Annotated in this window: 14 protein-coding genes; 3 read left to right on the top strand and 11 right to left on the bottom strand. The window is 47.4% G+C overall.

What is annotated here, in order from left to right:
• Nucleotides 1-2 precede the first annotated feature (2 nt).
• The 3 genes from MKY48_RS25340 (at nt 3) to MKY48_RS25330 (ending at nt 2485) form a co-directional block, all read left to right on the top strand.
• Nucleotides 3-434 carry a DnaJ family domain-containing protein gene (locus MKY48_RS25340; protein ID WP_339291540.1) on the top strand — a complete coding sequence of 144 codons (432 nt, stop codon included), beginning with the start codon at nt 3-5 and terminating at the stop codon, nt 432-434.
• A 313-nt stretch (nt 435-747) separates the two neighbouring features.
• On the top strand, nt 748-1350 hold the full coding sequence (locus MKY48_RS25335; protein ID WP_339291539.1) for a sigma-70 family RNA polymerase sigma factor: 603 nt from the start codon (nt 748-750) through the stop codon (nt 1348-1350).
• Nucleotides 1313-2485, top strand: a complete 1173-nt coding sequence (locus MKY48_RS25330; protein WP_339291538.1) for a DUF4179 domain-containing protein — start codon at nt 1313-1315, stop codon at nt 2483-2485. Before MKY48_RS25335 ends, MKY48_RS25330 begins: the two co-directional genes overlap by 38 nt.
• Nucleotides 2486-2724: 239 nt before the next feature.
• Here the strand turns inward: MKY48_RS25330 and MKY48_RS25325 are convergent, their stop codons facing one another.
• The 11 genes from MKY48_RS25325 to MKY48_RS25275 all read right to left on the bottom strand — a co-directional run bounded on the left by MKY48_RS25325 (nt 2725) and on the right by MKY48_RS25275 (nt 15385).
• On the bottom strand, nt 2725-4251 hold the full coding sequence (locus tag MKY48_RS25325) for an ABC transporter substrate-binding protein (RefSeq protein WP_339291537.1): 1527 nt from the start codon (nt 4249-4251) through the stop codon (nt 2725-2727).
• 30 nt (nt 4252-4281) lie between these two features.
• Entirely contained in the window at nt 4282-5043 is a 762-nt protein-coding gene (locus MKY48_RS25320; protein WP_076324262.1) for a response regulator, read from the bottom strand.
• Nucleotides 5018-6781, bottom strand: coding sequence for a histidine kinase (locus tag MKY48_RS25315; RefSeq protein WP_339291536.1), 1764 nt, complete (start codon nt 6779-6781; stop codon nt 5018-5020). Before MKY48_RS25315 ends, MKY48_RS25320 begins: the two co-directional genes overlap by 26 nt.
• A gap of 138 nt (nt 6782-6919) precedes the next feature.
• Complete coding sequence (locus tag MKY48_RS25310; protein ID WP_339291535.1) at nt 6920-8416, bottom strand: ABC transporter substrate-binding protein; 1497 nt, start codon at nt 8414-8416, stop codon at nt 6920-6922.
• Nucleotides 8417-8507: 91 nt separating this feature from the next.
• Entirely contained in the window at nt 8508-9437 is a 930-nt protein-coding gene (locus MKY48_RS25305; protein ID WP_076324259.1) for a carbohydrate ABC transporter permease, read from the bottom strand.
• 12 nt (nt 9438-9449) lie between these two features.
• Entirely contained in the window at nt 9450-10406 is a 957-nt protein-coding gene (locus tag MKY48_RS25300) for an ABC transporter permease subunit (RefSeq protein ID WP_339291534.1), read from the bottom strand.
• A 607-nt stretch (nt 10407-11013) separates the two neighbouring features.
• Nucleotides 11014-12129: an IS110 family transposase gene (locus MKY48_RS25295; protein WP_339291533.1), complete on the bottom strand. Its 1116-nt coding sequence runs from the start codon at nt 12127-12129 to the stop codon at nt 11014-11016.
• A gap of 440 nt (nt 12130-12569) precedes the next feature.
• A complete protein-coding gene (locus tag MKY48_RS25290; RefSeq protein ID WP_215159859.1) occupies nt 12570-12908 on the bottom strand; it encodes a YolD-like family protein in 339 nt (112 codons plus the stop codon).
• The gene (locus MKY48_RS25285) at nt 12905-14173 is read right to left on the bottom strand and encodes a DNA polymerase IV (RefSeq protein ID WP_339291531.1); all 1269 of its coding nucleotides are present in this window, start codon (nt 14171-14173) and stop codon (nt 12905-12907) included. Before MKY48_RS25285 ends, MKY48_RS25290 begins: the two co-directional genes overlap by 4 nt.
• Nucleotides 14170-14553, bottom strand: a complete 384-nt coding sequence (locus MKY48_RS25280) for a hypothetical protein (protein WP_339291529.1) — start codon at nt 14551-14553, stop codon at nt 14170-14172. The genes MKY48_RS25285 and MKY48_RS25280 overlap by 4 nt, the downstream gene beginning before the upstream one ends.
• Nucleotides 14554-14653: 100 nt before the next feature.
• Complete coding sequence (locus MKY48_RS25275) at nt 14654-15385, bottom strand: 2-phosphosulfolactate phosphatase (RefSeq protein WP_339291527.1); 732 nt, start codon at nt 15383-15385, stop codon at nt 14654-14656.
• Between the last annotated feature and the right edge of the window lie 189 nt (nt 15386-15574).

The following is a 15574-nucleotide window of genomic DNA, read 5'->3' as shown; positions in this document are numbered from 1 at the left end:
GAATGGATTTGAACGATGACCCAAAAGAATCAGCTCTTGCTCCCGAAGAAGATCAAAGTGAAGAAAAGGAACGACGCTACATGTCGACCAGCAGCGGGCTTCTGGAATCGGCCGTCGACAAATTTGCCAGAGAAGGCGGCTTTGACGATTCACCGTTAAAGGGAAAGCCGATTAAGATCGAAGACGGGGATGTTCTAACCGGGATCATGAAGAACGCGAATTACCAGCCAGCATGGGTGGAGCTGAGAAAAGAAATCGCCGCCGACATCAAGCGGCTCTTGGAGCACCCGGAGTCGACTGCGATTCCGGAGACAGCGTTCGAGGCCATTAATCAAAAGATTATAAAGTACAACCGAATGGTTCCGAATCCACAGCTGCAAAAAGGACTCCTATCTGAAGTCAATTTACACGCAGCCTACGATAAATGGGAGTAGCTGATTAACTCAAATGCTCTCCCCGTTACAATTTAAGGGGCCATTCGAAATAAAAGGCCAAGAGACCCTGAGCTATCAGCTTCAGGGTCTCTTTTAGATATGATTGTCCGAGGTAGGTGCTGTTCATCTGGAAACGTTGAAGCTGCTTTGCAAGCCTGCACAGCAGGAATGGATGGCCTTTGGAGGAAGAGCTGCGAAAGTAAGGCCAGGGCATGTATCCATAAATAACCTGCTCTTTTTTTAACTTTCTTGTCACAAATCGTGAAGAAACGGTTGTCATATAAGCGAAGACAAAACACAGGGAGGTGATGGATTGGATAGCAAAACAGCGACTTCGATAAACAAGGCAGAGCGAAGAGCTATGGTCGATGAATGGGCCCGCCAGGCGCAAGCGGGTTCACAGGAAGCGTTTATCGAGATCGCCCGCCACTTCGAAAGAGAGCTGTATATCTATTGTTTTTATCTGATTAGAGATCGCGAGGAAACCAAGGATGCGCTTCAGGATATTTTTATCCGGGCCTATCAGAATATAGGTGATTACCGCGGGGATTCCCCATTTTCGGCATGGCTGTACAAAATCGCCTACAATCACAGCATGAATGTGCTGAAAAAGAAAAAACAGTATCAACGAATTGCAGACAGATACCAGAACGAAGCCGCATTATACACCTATTCCGAACGGGAATCCACCGTAATGGAATTGCTGGATCCACTGACTGCCAGCGAGCGAAACCTTGTGCTGTTAAAAGCGGTGGAACAGTACACTTTCGAGGAAATCGGGCAGATTATGGACTGCAAACCGGCCACATTACGGAAACAATATGAGCGCATCCGCAACAAACTAGTCCAATACAAACGGGATAAGGGAGGACCGCAAATTGAAGCAAATATCCGATCCAGCAAAGCAGGTTACTGACAACCTGGAATATATGATTCAAAATACGGAAGTTCCGGAGTTAAACTTGGGAGAAAGGATTGTTGAACAAATGAACAATACAAATACAGAGTTGAACCAGCGCAATCGCAGCAAAAACAAACGGATGAAAAGAGTGGTGGCTGCCTCGGGCATAGCCGCAGCCTTGGGTTTTGGGGTCATCGGCAGCGGGTTCGTATCGCCAGTCATGGCCAGCGCACTGAGCCAGGTTCCGCTCATCGGCAACATCTTTCAGCAATATGGTGATGCAGGGCTGCAGGCAAGTGTAGCCAACGGATTGTATCAACCCGTCCAAGCTAAAGACAGCCACAATGATATAACTCTTGAAAGCACCGGTTATATCTATGATGGAACCCGTATATCGGTTGCCCTAAAGAGAGACGGTCAGGCGGATGCCAAACTGCTTGGCGAGCGCTTGGATAACGGTGACACGGACACCAGCGGCAAAGGCGTCCTTGAAAACATCCGTATGTACATTAACGGCAAGGAGTACTTTACTGGAAGCTATACCTTGAAGGACGGAGATTCCCGGGATACGGCCATTCTGGAATTTAACGACTCCCCTCCTATCATTTTGCCTAACGCTGATCCGGATAAGGTGAGACGGCCTGAACCGCTGGGCGATTCCTTCGAATTGAAGCTTGAAGCGATCTTAACCGGCTCTGACCAGCCCTATGTCTTGACTTTCCCGGTGAAGAAAAACACCGAAAACCTTGTTTTGAAGCCGGAATCGGTTAAATCACATGACGGATTCCGCTTTGCTCTGGACAAGCTGGAATTGACGCCGATCACGACGCGTTTGACCATGACCGGCAGCGGGGAGCTCGCCAGCCTCGGGGATAAATATAAACTTCCGGCTGCAGATTTATATGCCGGCAAGCATTTATTTGGATTCGATATCTACGATGAAAACAACAACCTGCTGAAGGAACTCCCAGGCAACAATATGAATTTTATTAACGGGCAATATGTGATCGACTATAATTTCACGCCGTTTAAAGAGACACCGAAGTCGGTTACAATAAAGCCTTATGTGTTGAAGCAAGACAAATCTTCCGGTAAATCCAGCGAAAAGAAATACATCAGCGAGCTGGAATTCCACGTGGATGTAAAATAACGGAAAATCCTATTATTCACAAAGGCTCGGCCCTTATATAGGCGTGGTCTTGCCCTGTCAAGTAGACAGATGAAAAAGGCTATGCAGCCAGCGCGCACCGATACTCAATCGGCGCGCGCTGTTTGAGTTTGCACGGCGAAGAGACCCTGAGCCAATCCGCTTCAGGGTCTCTTTGGGATAGGATTAACATTTTGACTTAAGGGCCCCGATCCGTTCAGTGAAGCTAAAGTTGTCAATACTCACTTCATCTCACCCCGCCAAGCATCCAACTGCTTCTGCACTTCCTGCCGTACATCGTCTATGCCTGCTTGTTTCAGCTCCTCGTTAAACTTGGGGAGGATTGTATCCACATCGACGGAGCCTGTCATGAGGCTCGGATAATATTTATGCCAGACCATCTCGATGTTATCGGTTTGGGCGGTCAGCTGGGATAGATCGGGTGTAAAGCCGAGCACGTTGGACTTGACGACGCCTGCGTTGTATTTGCGAAATTGATCCCATTTGTCGAGGGGGTCCGGGTTATCGCCGCCCATGGTTTTCAGGATAAACCAATTCCCCTGCGTGTACTGTACTCCTGAATAGCGGCTTGCAGGCGCATCCGGAATCGGGTTGCCATCGCTGTCCTTGTCTGTAGTTAGAACGACTTGCCCTTGTTTATCCAGTGTATAGTGCACGCCTTCAATCCCATAGTTAAATAAGTTTCGTATTTCCGGGTCCGTATTGAGCAAATTCAGGAATTTAATGCATTCCACCGGATGCTTCGTATTGGCGTTCACGGTCATGATGCCGCCCCGGACGGATTCCGTTGTGACAGTGCTTGGGGTTACGGGATTCGCTACAATCTTGTAGCCGCGATCCTTACTCCAAGTCGTCTCCGAGAGCGGACCGCCGCCTGAAGACTTCCAGAACACTTTGGCCCCTCGTTTAAGTCCTCCAGGCTCTCGCAGTGCGGCATCCTCATTAATGAAGCCTTCCTTGTAATAACGCCGCAACGTATCTAGCACCTGCCGCGCTTCCTTGGTTTCGAAGATATTCACCACCTGAGCGCTCGGGTCCAGTGATTTGATCATCAAGGGCAATTTATGGTTCATAATATATTCGTATCCATGGAGAGCGAAGAAATTGTGGGAATCCCGATCCAATTCCATGGGGATGTATGTCGGCTCTTCCCGATGAATCATCCGAAGCAGCGGTTCAAGCGATTCCAGCGTATTGTACTTGGTAATATCGATATTATATTTACTCACGATGGAAGCGGGATACATCCACTGATCAAGCACGGCTAACTCTTTATTGGTCGGCACACCGTAAATGCTGCCATCGTTCATACGTACCCCTTGCCAAAAGGTGGGGTCAATGGCATCGTACATTTCCTTGCCAAGGCCGGCAAGATAGTCATCCAGCTTCAGCCAGGCGCCGCGCATAGCGGTGGTTGCATAATCGGGTGCAAAAGCAATATCAAATGGACTTCCGGCGGATATCAGCGTGTTCAGCCGATCTTCATACTCCTGCCAGCTTACCTTGACATAGGTGATCGTCACACCGATTTTACGAGCCATGATTTCATTGATTTTATCATTGACGAGTTGCAGATCCTTGTCAGGCTCTCCGATCGTATAATAGATCAGGTTTACCGTGTCCCCATCATATGTTTCGTTGTTGTATCCAGGCTGCCGGAAGCAGCCGGTTGTATAGGATGTGAGCAGCAATATGAGACTGATGATCATGAAGATGCGTTTGGGCCTTCTTGGGTGCTTAAACATCATCGGTATCCTCCTTATTCGCCGCGTTTGTTGTTACCCTTTTCCCCGCAGTTCAGAAGGAGATTTTTCGAAAAAGCTGTGAAAGTGCGTATAGAAGTAGTTGAGATTGTTGTAGCCGACGGAAAATGCGATATAGGAAATCTTCTCATCTGTCGATTGAATTCGCTCTTGTGCAAGAAGCATTCGGTAAGCCATGAGATATTCGGAAAACTTCATCGCGGTTTCTTTAAGAAACAATTGTCCAAGGTAGGTGCTGTTCATCTGAAAACGCTCCGCTACGGACTTCAAGGTTATATTCTGAGCATACTCTGTCCTAATCATCAGCAGAATACGGTTGACCAGCTTGGATAAGCTGTCATAGCTTACACCTAATACCGGGTCCGTGTTCAGGCTTTCGCCATTCCTGTTACCTATCGAACCGCCCAGATCCTCAACGATGATCTTCTCAATCACTTGCTGCAGCTTGGTGCGTTCTATAGGCTTGAGCAGATAGTCTTTGACGCCACAGCGAATGGCTTCCTGGGCATATGTAAATTCACTATAGCCGCTCATAATGATATATTTCGTAGGAATTTGAAATTCGTTCAATCTGCGGATCGCTTCATATCCAAGCTCCTTGCCAATGCAAACATCGAATATGGCGACATCCGGCAGCAGGTCGACCATTTTGGACATGGCCTCCTCCGTGGATTCGCAGGTTTCGATCCGACCAAAACCGTATTGTTTCCAATCCAGGATTCGCTTCATTCCCTCCAAAATCTGAGGTTCGTCATCCACAATCATCAGTTTGTACATGTTCAATCACCTCTTTTGAAATCCGCACGGAAATGTTGACTCCAGATTCCTCATTATTCGCAATCTCGATCGAAAAGCCGTCCCCGTAGAAAAAGTGAAGGCGCGTATATACGTTGCGCAGCCCGATACTATTGGAAGATGGTTCATCATGGTTAGACATTGTGCTTCGAACGGTACGTAAACGCTCCGGAGGAATACCGCATCCGTTGTCCACGAATTCCAGTACATAACAGTCTTCGGCTTCAAAGCCATTAACGACATACAAATTAAACTCATGATTCGCGTTAAAGCCATGGATGAAAAAGTTCTCAGCCAAAGGCTGCATCCAGAATTTCACGGTAGGGATGAGGAGCAGTGCCGGCTCTACATTGACTTGATAATAAAAGCGCTCGGGATACTTAAACTCCATAATCTCCAAGTACTTCTGCAGCAATTCCAGCTCGCTTGCAATCGAAATGATATTTTCCTTTTTGACGATTTCGCGATAGAGCGTCCCCAGCGTTGCAATGGCGTCAGCGGTGTCCCTGTCCTGATTGACAAGAGCAGTGGAGCGGATAACCTCTAACGTGTTGTATAAAAAATGAGGGTTGATTTGGTGTTGAAGCGCTTTCATTTCAGTTTCCTGCTGTTTGATCTTTAACAGATATTCATTCCGGATATGCTTATCCAGCTGCTGAATCATATCGTCCAATTCCCGGGCGATCATGCCGTATTCATTCCGACGGTAACGGGCAGGGCGGTTAGGCGTGAAATTGGCCATTTTCACACGTCCAATCGATTGAATGATGCGGCGCAGGAAAAGGGCATCATCCCGCATATTGTATGCAATGAGTAGAAGCACACTAATCATGGCCGTCAATACGATCAGAAAGATGGTGATCAGCATCCCGGCATGCTGACGGATGAGCATGGATAAATCGATGATGCTCACGAATTTGAAATTAAACTTGGTGGATGGAAAGGAGACAAAAAAGATATGTTTCAAAACACCCCTAGAAATAATACCGTGACTGCGTCCATTCGCCGCTGCTAGTCGGGATAGTTCTTCTAGGTCCCTGTCCTGTCCGCTACCGATCAGATATATTTCACCGGAAGGGCTGACTGCAGCCGCATTACCCAATCGGAAGCTTTGAACGGATTTAAAGATTTGCTCACTGCTGACCAAGAAGCGCAGCTCACCGAATTCCTGGGGACCTGACGTGGGATCCGACAGTTTCTTGCGATATACGAATCCCTTCATCAGGGTGTCGCGAAAAGCTTCATCCGTATTCGGAAGCCCGAAGGTAAAGCTTGCAATTCCGTTATCATTAAAACGGACGACATTGCCATACTTGTCGGTATGCGTGCTTATCTGCGTGATTTCACCTTGCGCCCAGCTGTACAGATAGGTCTTAACATCCTCCGGAAAAGAAACCAGCGGCTGTGAGAATTGGCTGTTCTGCAGCCTGCTGGTTAAGTATCCCTCAGCACTGCTGCTTAAAAAGCTGCGCGCATCATCCATCAGACCTGTATTGGAGTAAATACGCTGCATGTAAGCCTCAATGCGGTCAGCATCATACTGCAGCTCATTCTCTACACGCGAGAAGGCATTAGCCGCCTCGATCCGGGAGTTGCCAACCCATTGATTCAGCAGCATGGCACAGGTCAGCGTACCAAGCGTGATTCCGATGGCGACGACGAAGATGACATAGGCAATAAACTTGTGACGATAAATTTTGATTTGCAAAAAAGAGCCCATATGACACCTCGATTGCAGCAGGTCGTTGAAACAAGTTGCTATATCTCAATTTAACACGATTAACGCCTAGCTTCATAGATCGTAAGGAAAAAGCACCCCTTAAGAGAGCCTCATTAAGGGATGCGCTTGAATGTAATCTTACTTGAAGTAATTGTTGATTTGCTCTTGGGCAGCTTGCATAATCGTGTCCATGCCGGCTGATTTTAATTCAGCCGTAATCTTCGGCACCATTTTCTCCGGATCGGATGCGCCCGTGATCAGCTCATATTTGTATTTATCCCATACCGCTTGGCAATTCGCCACTTCGGTCTGAAGATCGGTGATGTCCAGCGCAAAGCCTAGGATCGTAGAGGAGGTCGCTGCATCGTTCAGCTTTTTAACCTGTTCCCATTGATCTTCAGGAGCGCCTTTGGTCACCGCCAAATTAAAGAATGTGCCTTGTGTGTAGGCAGCCAGCGGCCAAGTATCGGATGTACGCTCAATCACCTTTTCGCCATCAACATTGTTGTAGTCTACGCCTATCTCGCCGAATGCCAGCATATTGCGAAGTTTGGGATCCGTGTTCACTAATTCAAGATATTTCAAAGCTTCCTTCTGATATTTCGAATTTGCCGAAATCGCATTGAGCGAGCCTTGGATTGTACTGGTGGTATAGATAGGACCATAATGCTGAACCATATTATACTTTTCAACGGCGTCATTGATTTGCCAGCTGACCTCGGCTCCCGGGAATGCCTGGGCTGCAAAGAACGGTCTGCCTTTGTCGTTCTCCGTTTTCGTCGGAGCATCCGGGTTGATGATACCATCCTGATACCACTGGTGCAGGAGCTTCAGATTAGCCATGACATCCGGCTGCTCGAGAACAGAGACCACCGTGCGTGCTGCATCGTCCGCTTTCACGCCGATAGGAGGGAAGCCTAGCGTTAAATCGTCATATTCGTTAAAGAAACCGTTCAAGCCTTCGCCTTGCGTCATTGGCAGCGGATAGAAGCTTTTGCCTTCGCCAGCCTTCATGTCATGGAGAGGTTTATCCAGATCCTGCAGCGTTTTGATATTATTCATGTCGATGCCGTACTTTTGCACATACTTATCATCGAATACCCAGTACTGCGTTAGCGCTGAATCTTTGTACGTCGGAACGGAATAAAACTTGCCGCCGATTTTTGTGCCTTCCCATACCTTTTCGGGAATCAGTTTGTACAAGTCGGGCGTTTCGCTCTGAACCAGATCCGTAATATCGGCAAATGCGCCCATAGCTACTTGCTTGCTGTATTTACCGCTGTTCGTGAACATGATGTCGAAGGGTTCGCCGGTATTCACGATGGTGTTCATTTTGGTATCCCATTCTCCCCAGCTGGCTACCTTGATGTCAACCTTCACGCCAATCTTCTCGGCCGTATAGGCATTCATGGCATCAACCGCTTTGCTGAAATTGTTCGGCACTTGGCCCCCGATGGTCCACCAGGTCAATGTCGGAATATCCTTGCTTGTTTCGGTGTTGTCCTTCGGTGTGTCTGTTGTCGCTTTAGATCCATCCGTCGCAGCTGGAGACTTCGAGCCGCCGCAGGCTGCTAAAACGGTCAACATGAGTGCCAGTACGCACAGTGTAGAGATGAACTTAAAAGCTCTCTTCATTCCAAATTCCCCCTCATTGAAGTTAAATCGCTTAAGAGTTGTACAGTGTGATCTATCATAAACCAAGGTTTTATCTTGGCTTATTTCGTCTTTAGCCTTTCACGGCGCCGACCGTCAATCCGGAAATAAAATACTTCTGGAAGAAAGGGTAGGCAAATGCTACCGGCAGCACGATGAGAATGGCGACAGCCATACGGGCTGATTCCTTCGGCATCGTGGCAACGAGCATGGCGTAGCTGACGCCCATACTTGCTGCATTTTTCGCGAGTGCGTCTACATTACTCATTAAGCTGTTGAGCAGTGCTTGCAGGGAATACAGGTTCTGGTTGTCGATATACAGCATCGATTGGAACCAGTCATTCCAGTAAGCAAAGCAGAGAAACAGTCCGATGGTTGCGATGACCGGCAGCGAGATCGGCAGGATGATAGAGAAGAAGATTCGCAGCTGGCTGGCACCATCGATTTCAGCAGATTCGATCAGCCCATCGGGAATCGTGCTCTTGAAGAAGGTTTTACATATAATCACGTTGAACGATGAAACAGCCAGCGGTAGAATAAGTGCCCAGATGCTATCCTTAAGTCCTAATAAATTGGTATTAATGAAGTAGCTGGACACCAAGCCGCCGTTGAATACCATGGGGATGAATACCACCCAGGTCAGAAAGCCCCTGAGCTTGTAGTTTGGGCGAGACAGCACATAACCCATGGAGGCGGTAAGCAATACGCCGAGCACGGTACCGGCCACGGTAACGAGGGCGGATACCCCGAGCGCTCGCAGAATCATCGTTCCCTGCTTAACGATATAGACGTATGCCTCAGCCGACAGAGCGACCGGGAGCAGGTGATAACCGGTCTCACGGATGGACTCCTCACTGGAGAAGGAAATGGACAGAACAACAACTACGGGTATGACGCAGAGCAGAGCCAAGATGATAAATATCAAGTTGAAGAACAGATTGACGGCTTTGTTTGTGCGGTTAAACTTCTCAAGGCCTGTCTCGTAAGTGGTTTTCGGTGTCATCGTCTTGCCTCCTTACATCATCGCGCTATCCGGATCGATTCTGCGAACAATCCAGTTAGCGATCAGAATCGTTGCGCATCCCAGAACAGACTGTACGAATGCGGCTGCGGATGCCATCCCTACGGTGGCGGTTTTCAGTTGTTTATACACCATGACATCGATGGTGGTTGCCACGTTGAACAGCGAATTGGAATCTCGCGTGACCTGATAGAACAAGCCGAAATCAGTGTAAAATATCCGCCCGACGGCCAGTATGAACATCATGACGATTACCAGCTTGAGCATGGGCAGTGTAATAAATCTGGTCTGCTGCCAAATCGATGCGCCATCAATAACAGCTGCTTCATAATAGGTGCTGTCAATGCTCGTGATGGTTGCCAAATAAATGACCATACCATAGCCCAGGCCCTTCCAGACATTTAAGAGAATCAAGAACAATGGCCAATATTTCGGCTCCATATACCAGTTAATTGGATCGCTGCCCATATTGACGAGCATTTGATTGACAATCCCTTTATCGAAGCTTAAGAATGCCCAGCCTACCGCAGATACGACTACCCAGGATAGGAAATAGGGGAGGAACATCATCGTCTGGTAGACCTTGCTCGCTTTGCGGCTGTGGAGGAGTCCGATCATAATCGCGAATAGCACGGGCAGAACAATCCCCAGTACGATAAACACAATGTTGTATCCAATGGTGTTGCGAATAATGATCCAAGCGTCATTCGATTTGAATAAAAATTCGAAGTTTTTGAGGCCGACCCATGGACTGTTAAACACATTGCTCAAGAAGCCGCCGCTAATCTTGAAATTTTTGAAGGCGATAATGATCCCGAACATCGGTAAGAAACTAAACAGGATGTACCAAATCGTGGTCGGCAGCGCCAAGAGGGTAAGTTCTGTATCCTGCTTGTGCCAGCGTATTCGTAAGCGCTTTCGTTTATCTTCTGATTCGGCTTTCGAGCTCATGTTTGTCACTCCTTACGGTGTAATCTCGCTTGTCGTGCACCTGGTAGTTTCATTGTATAAGAGGAAGATTCGCTGCTTCCAGATAACAAACTTGATACTATAGTCAACAAACGTTAGATTCGATAGATTTTATTGGCTGTAGGCAAAAGAAAAAGGGGCTGTCCCAAAAGATCTTAGATCTTGCGGCAGGCCCCCTTCTTGCTGTTAGAAGACGCTCCATGTACGAATCATTCCTCCCATCGCTGATATGAACGAGACCTGTCAAATAGCAGTTTGTAACTCCCTTGTTTTCCCAATCCCCCTTTATACAAGAGAGGGTGTAAAAACTGAACTAGAAGGCAAAAGCTATCAACGGTGAGCAGTCTGATATCCGCGGGTTTTGTATACCGCATGTTTTCTCTCCGTCTGCAGAGAGTGCACCACGAACTGTTGTCGTGCGTCGTTTCCTTTGGAGGGATGGCACATAGCGATGGACGTGGATTCTCTCTTACGGCTTTTCCCTTTGCCTTCTAACTCAGTTTTTCATCTTCCACCTGTTTTTGGGGGAACGGGATCACCTTGAATCAACAATTCTCACAATACGACTAGATTCCAATAGGAATGGTGATCACCTATTTATCCCTTTCTCTTCAAGTTCTCGGGCAATCGACCAAATAAATCCACTTAGTTCACGCGCCACGGCCACAACTGCTTTGCCACTAGGCTTACCCTTTGACAGCATTTTCGTGTATTTTCGATGTAGTCGATGCTGTGCCTTCCAGGATATGGCCTGAATTTCAGGAGATTTTCCTTGTTGACGTTTCTTTAACTCTCCTTGTAGCGCAGGTTTATAGCGGTAACTCCAAGCGGATTCGACCAATAAACGACGAAGGTGGGTATTCCCCGATTTCGTAATGTTTCCCTGCCATCGGCTTTGGCCACTTGAGTATTCCCTCGGCACCAAACCTGTGTACCCCATGAAAGCCTTCGCATTACCAAACCGGGTAAATGAACACACTTCCGCTACGATTCCTGTTGCTGTCGTTTCAGCTACTCCACGTAAGGTTTGAAGGGCTTGTATTAAGGGGGCGTGGTGCCCTTCCGTGGCTTCTTCGTGAATGGCTGCTTCCATACGCTTCAGACGTTCTTCATTTTCATCCATCTGATGCAGCATTTCCTGCAGAACCAAACGTTGAGAAGCGGACTCGAATGGAATACGTCCTAACCATAACCGGTATTTAGCCGTCCAACGGCGAAGTGGCTCTTTAGGTGCAATCTGATGACGAAGGAGAAACTTCCCGATCCGCTGCCGGATTCGAGCTCGATCTTCCTTAACATCTTCACGCATTCGTACCAAATCACGAAGCGCTTCTTCCTCTGGAGTAGGTACATGCACACGTGTTAATTCACCTGCTCGAAGTAATTGTGCCAGACGCATCGAATCCCTACGATCCGTTTTTACCCGTTCTCCTGGACGACTAGGCATAAGTGATGGGGCGATAACAATGCAGTCATATCCATGTGCAGTTAGCAAACGAACTAAAGGATATCCTGTTGGACCTGCCTCGTAACAAACGCTTAATTCATTGGGTTGGCCTAACTTCCTCAATACTTTCAAGATGTGATACTCGGTATGAGGAATCGTGCCCAAATACCGAGCGCCTTCTCTTCCTGGATCAGCTACAGATACAGCAATATTTTCCTTCGACACGTCTAAGCCTACGTATTTTATGGTATCCTTCATAGTACAGACTCTCCTTTGCAATTTAGCTCTGATTTTGGTTTTGGTTTAGCTTCTACTACACCATTATTCCCAAAATTAACCTAAGATGTTGCAATTACGGGGAGTCTGTCTCGTTCATGATAACTGTTGCCCCCACATTTCTTGGAATGGTTTTGAGTAAGGACGAAATGTGGGGGCAAAGGCGAGCGCTGACGCTTGTCCAGAATCGATTCGTCCTCTCCGCTATGCCGTGCAGGTCGACCAACTTTATCTGCCAATGGATTTGGAGGAAGTATCCCAATTTGCTCAAGAAGGCGGCCAATGATCAAAACAGAAGCCATAACGGTGTGGAGTAACATCCTGAGCACCGCCATGGCTTTATTTGACACACTTTCTGTTTATGAGAGCCGTACGTCAAGCAACTAAATCTACTTATGGGACGGCCGCTTTATTATCCGCCTTTATCCTGCTGAAAGGATCTCGTCAATTTTAATCCAACGCGATTCCTCTTCGGCCATGGAGAGTTTGATTTCCCGTCTAAACGTGTGGATCAGCACGACAATTCCTGTCAATTCCGTGTTCTCATATTCATCGAACAGCCTCACGGTAATCATGCGGTGTTCATGAAATGACTCGGCGAGCGCGCTCTCGATTAATTCCATTTCTTGGGGATCCAGCGTCGGCCGGTCTTTTCTGCCTTCTTCCAGTTGCCTGCGAATGATGGTTTCTTTGTGTTCCGGCAGCATCATCCGACTGGATTCCCACAGTCCGTTACCCTCAAGCTTTTTTCGTGTTGTCATTTATAGTGTCCTCCTATCTTGGCTGATCGATCCAGCGCTTGGCCTGCGTCTGTTTTGGATACGGCTCTAATCACAATCGAATTCCCGTATTTATTTTTTAGGGCATCGGTCACCCGTTCAAGTGCCATCGACCGCTCCCGTCCGGTATCAAACAATGACATTTGGTATTCCGTATCCGGGGAAAACTGAGACAAGCTAATACCGACCCGCCGAATCGGCAGGCCGTCCCAATACGTTTCAAGCAGCCGGCATGCCCAGCGGTAAACCTGATTCGTAATATTCGATGGATCCTCCATCTTCATCTGTCGGCTAAATCCCGTAGGGCGGTCAAAGTCTGCTCCCATACAACCGACCGACACAACATGCCCCATAAAACCAAGACCGCGGCATCGCTGGCAAACCAACTCGGTCAGCTCAAGCAGCACGACCTTGATTTCTTCCAGCTTGGTATAATCCCGAGGGAGGGTCATCATGTGTCCAACCGATTTAGGGTCAACTTGGTGAGTGCCTGGTCTTACCGGGCTATCATCGATTCCGTTGGCAATTCGCCAGTACATCTCGGCGGAGATATCGGAATTTTTACCGAATTTACGGCGCATCATCTGCTTCAATTTAGCAAGAGGCGTCTGAGCCAAGCTGCCGATCGTGGGCAGCCCCATGACGTTAAAGTGGCGGGTCATCTTGCTGCCGGCCATAAACATACAGCTAACGGGCAGTTTCCAAAGGGTATCCGCAAGCGAGTCCTTGGACAATGTGTAGATGCCGGACGGATTTTTCTTGGCGTAGTTGTCACAGGCGGTTTTAGCCAGGATTTTGGTTTCACCGATGCCGAAGCGAGCGTAAACACCCGTAGCATCCAGGACATGACGCTGAATGGTTGTGGCTAACTCATCGGGTGTGCCGAACAGATGCAGTGAACCGGTAACGTCTAAAAATTGCTCATCGATACTGTAAGGCTCAACCAAATCGGTATAACTCTTGTATATCTCCGTGATTTGCATCGAAACGTCAATATACTTCTGCATCCTAGGTTTAATGACGACGAGATCCGGGCACTTTGACAGTGCTTCCCCTAATCTCTCTGCCGTCGTTATTCCTTTTTCTTTAGCAAGCGGACAAGCAGCCAGCACGATGCCTGAACGTCTTTCCGGATCCCCTGCAACTACCAAAGGGCGGCCTGTATACTCGGGATGGTCAGCTTTCTCAACAGATGCATAAAAGGACTGGCAATCCCCTAACATGATGACTCGGCTAGATGATTTCACAACAGACTCCCCTTATCTGCAATTTGTAGCCCAAGGTAGGTGTACGATCTTTGCTCGATCTCCGCCTCAATTAGCCCCCATAGTATGGACAGCTTGTGATGATACCCTCTACAGATGAATTCAACCTCAATGCCCAGCTTTGTTTTTCGATCCTCGTACACCTTAATGGCATATTCACGCATTTTTTTACGAGCCTGAGCTAAATCGGATAATGCGGCTGCCTGCAAATGGTCGATGATCGCATTCGTTAGCTCGGGGGTCTTTAAATCTGCTCTGCATAGGATCGAACGATCATGCTCTAACACATCAAGTAAAAGGGGTAATAAAATATAATCCTTCACCAGTTGGGTTTCATCTGGTTTCAACCCAATACTCAACATCATTAACCACCTCATTGACGGGAACGTTTGTTTGTATTATATGCGAACATTCGTTCTTTTATCAATGTAAATTATACCCTTATGATGACGGATCAGAAATTCACAAGTGATACCCCTCATGATCAGGGATTAAAGCCCCCACCTGGAACCTTTCAATCAACGGATTACTTTTATTAAGATTCACTTTCATTACAAAATCGGAAGGGAGCTCTTGGATGCAAAACGAAATATCCTCCTGTAAAAATTCCGGTTTTTCATTATCGTAAAATTTCTCGGCCGCTTCTGACTTTCGAATCCGTTCAATGGTTTCCTCGGCAGATATACGGTTAGTGTCTTGGAGAATCTCCGATATATATTGTGCGCAGGCCAGATCATCATCCCCTGACGGATGCGAAGCAATTAAATTAATAATCATGTCGTCGTCTTTTTTTAATAAGTTCCTCTTTATAAACTCTGCTGTTGTTCTTGCATTGGTGAACCCGGTAACGAATAGGTGCTCGGTACTCAATGCGTTTAGGGTTGCTGTAACCCCATTGGTTGTTTTCTGGATCAGAAATTTCTCCCGAAGATCCAGGTTGTGTAAACGTACAGGCGAATTGTCCAGTTCAAACCCCGGAATCGGCAGCCCCTGTATCTCTCCCGCTAATAAAAAGTCAGGATCGATTTTCTTTAGACGCAAGGCATCGTCCAGAGTTCCTGCCAGAATGATACCCTGAACCCCATTGATAAAGGCATAGTGCGCTACGGTAAAAGCCCTTATAACATCAATTACAACATTGATGTGTGATGCTTCCAATGTATGATGATGTCCTTGGATAATCCGTATCGGCATGCAGCAAACCCCTTTCACCCGTCATACTTGGGCTATTTTAGTAACAGTATATTTACCCAAATCCAAGGAGTGCTCAAATCCTCCAAGGATTCCGCAGCAATGAAGGAATATTAAATTCGGATGTGGTGATAATTAGGAAGCATGTACTAATAAATGGCCTACTATAAACGAACTTCAAGTCCGAGGAGC

This window comes from Paenibacillus sp. FSL W8-0187, assembly GCF_037969755.1.
GTDB lineage: Bacteria > Bacillota > Bacilli > Paenibacillales > Paenibacillaceae > Paenibacillus_AQ.
The sequence above is the reverse complement of the archived record's forward strand: the minus strand, read 5'-3'. Positions and strand labels throughout refer to the sequence as shown.

What these genes read in the sequence shown, in the direction of transcription:
- MKY48_RS25290 (WP_215159859.1), bottom strand. Translation starts at nt 12,908, where the DNA reads ATGACAACACGAAAAAAGCTTGAGGGTAACGGACTGTGGGAATCCAGT.
- MKY48_RS25275 (WP_339291527.1), bottom strand. Translation starts at nt 15,385, where the DNA reads ATGCCGATACGGATTATCCAAGGACATCATCATACATTGGAAGCATCA.
- MKY48_RS25310 (WP_339291535.1), bottom strand. Translation starts at nt 8,416, where the DNA reads ATGAAGAGAGCTTTTAAGTTCATCTCTACACTGTGCGTACTGGCACTC.
- MKY48_RS25300 (WP_339291534.1), bottom strand. Translation starts at nt 10,406, where the DNA reads ATGAGCTCGAAAGCCGAATCAGAAGATAAACGAAAGCGCTTACGAATA.
- MKY48_RS25305 (WP_076324259.1), bottom strand. Translation starts at nt 9,437, where the DNA reads ATGACACCGAAAACCACTTACGAGACAGGCCTTGAGAAGTTTAACCGC.
- MKY48_RS25280 (WP_339291529.1), bottom strand. Translation starts at nt 14,553, where the DNA reads ATGTTGAGTATTGGGTTGAAACCAGATGAAACCCAACTGGTGAAGGAT.
- MKY48_RS25295 (WP_339291533.1), bottom strand. Translation starts at nt 12,129, where the DNA reads ATGAAGGATACCATAAAATACGTAGGCTTAGACGTGTCGAAGGAAAAT.
- MKY48_RS25340 (WP_339291540.1), top strand. Translation starts at nt 3, where the DNA reads ATGGATTTGAACGATGACCCAAAAGAATCAGCTCTTGCTCCCGAAGAA.
- MKY48_RS25325 (WP_339291537.1), bottom strand. Translation starts at nt 4,251, where the DNA reads ATGATGTTTAAGCACCCAAGAAGGCCCAAACGCATCTTCATGATCATC.
- MKY48_RS25315 (WP_339291536.1), bottom strand. Translation starts at nt 6,781, where the DNA reads ATGGGCTCTTTTTTGCAAATCAAAATTTATCGTCACAAGTTTATTGCC.
- MKY48_RS25320 (WP_076324262.1), bottom strand. Translation starts at nt 5,043, where the DNA reads ATGTACAAACTGATGATTGTGGATGACGAACCTCAGATTTTGGAGGGA.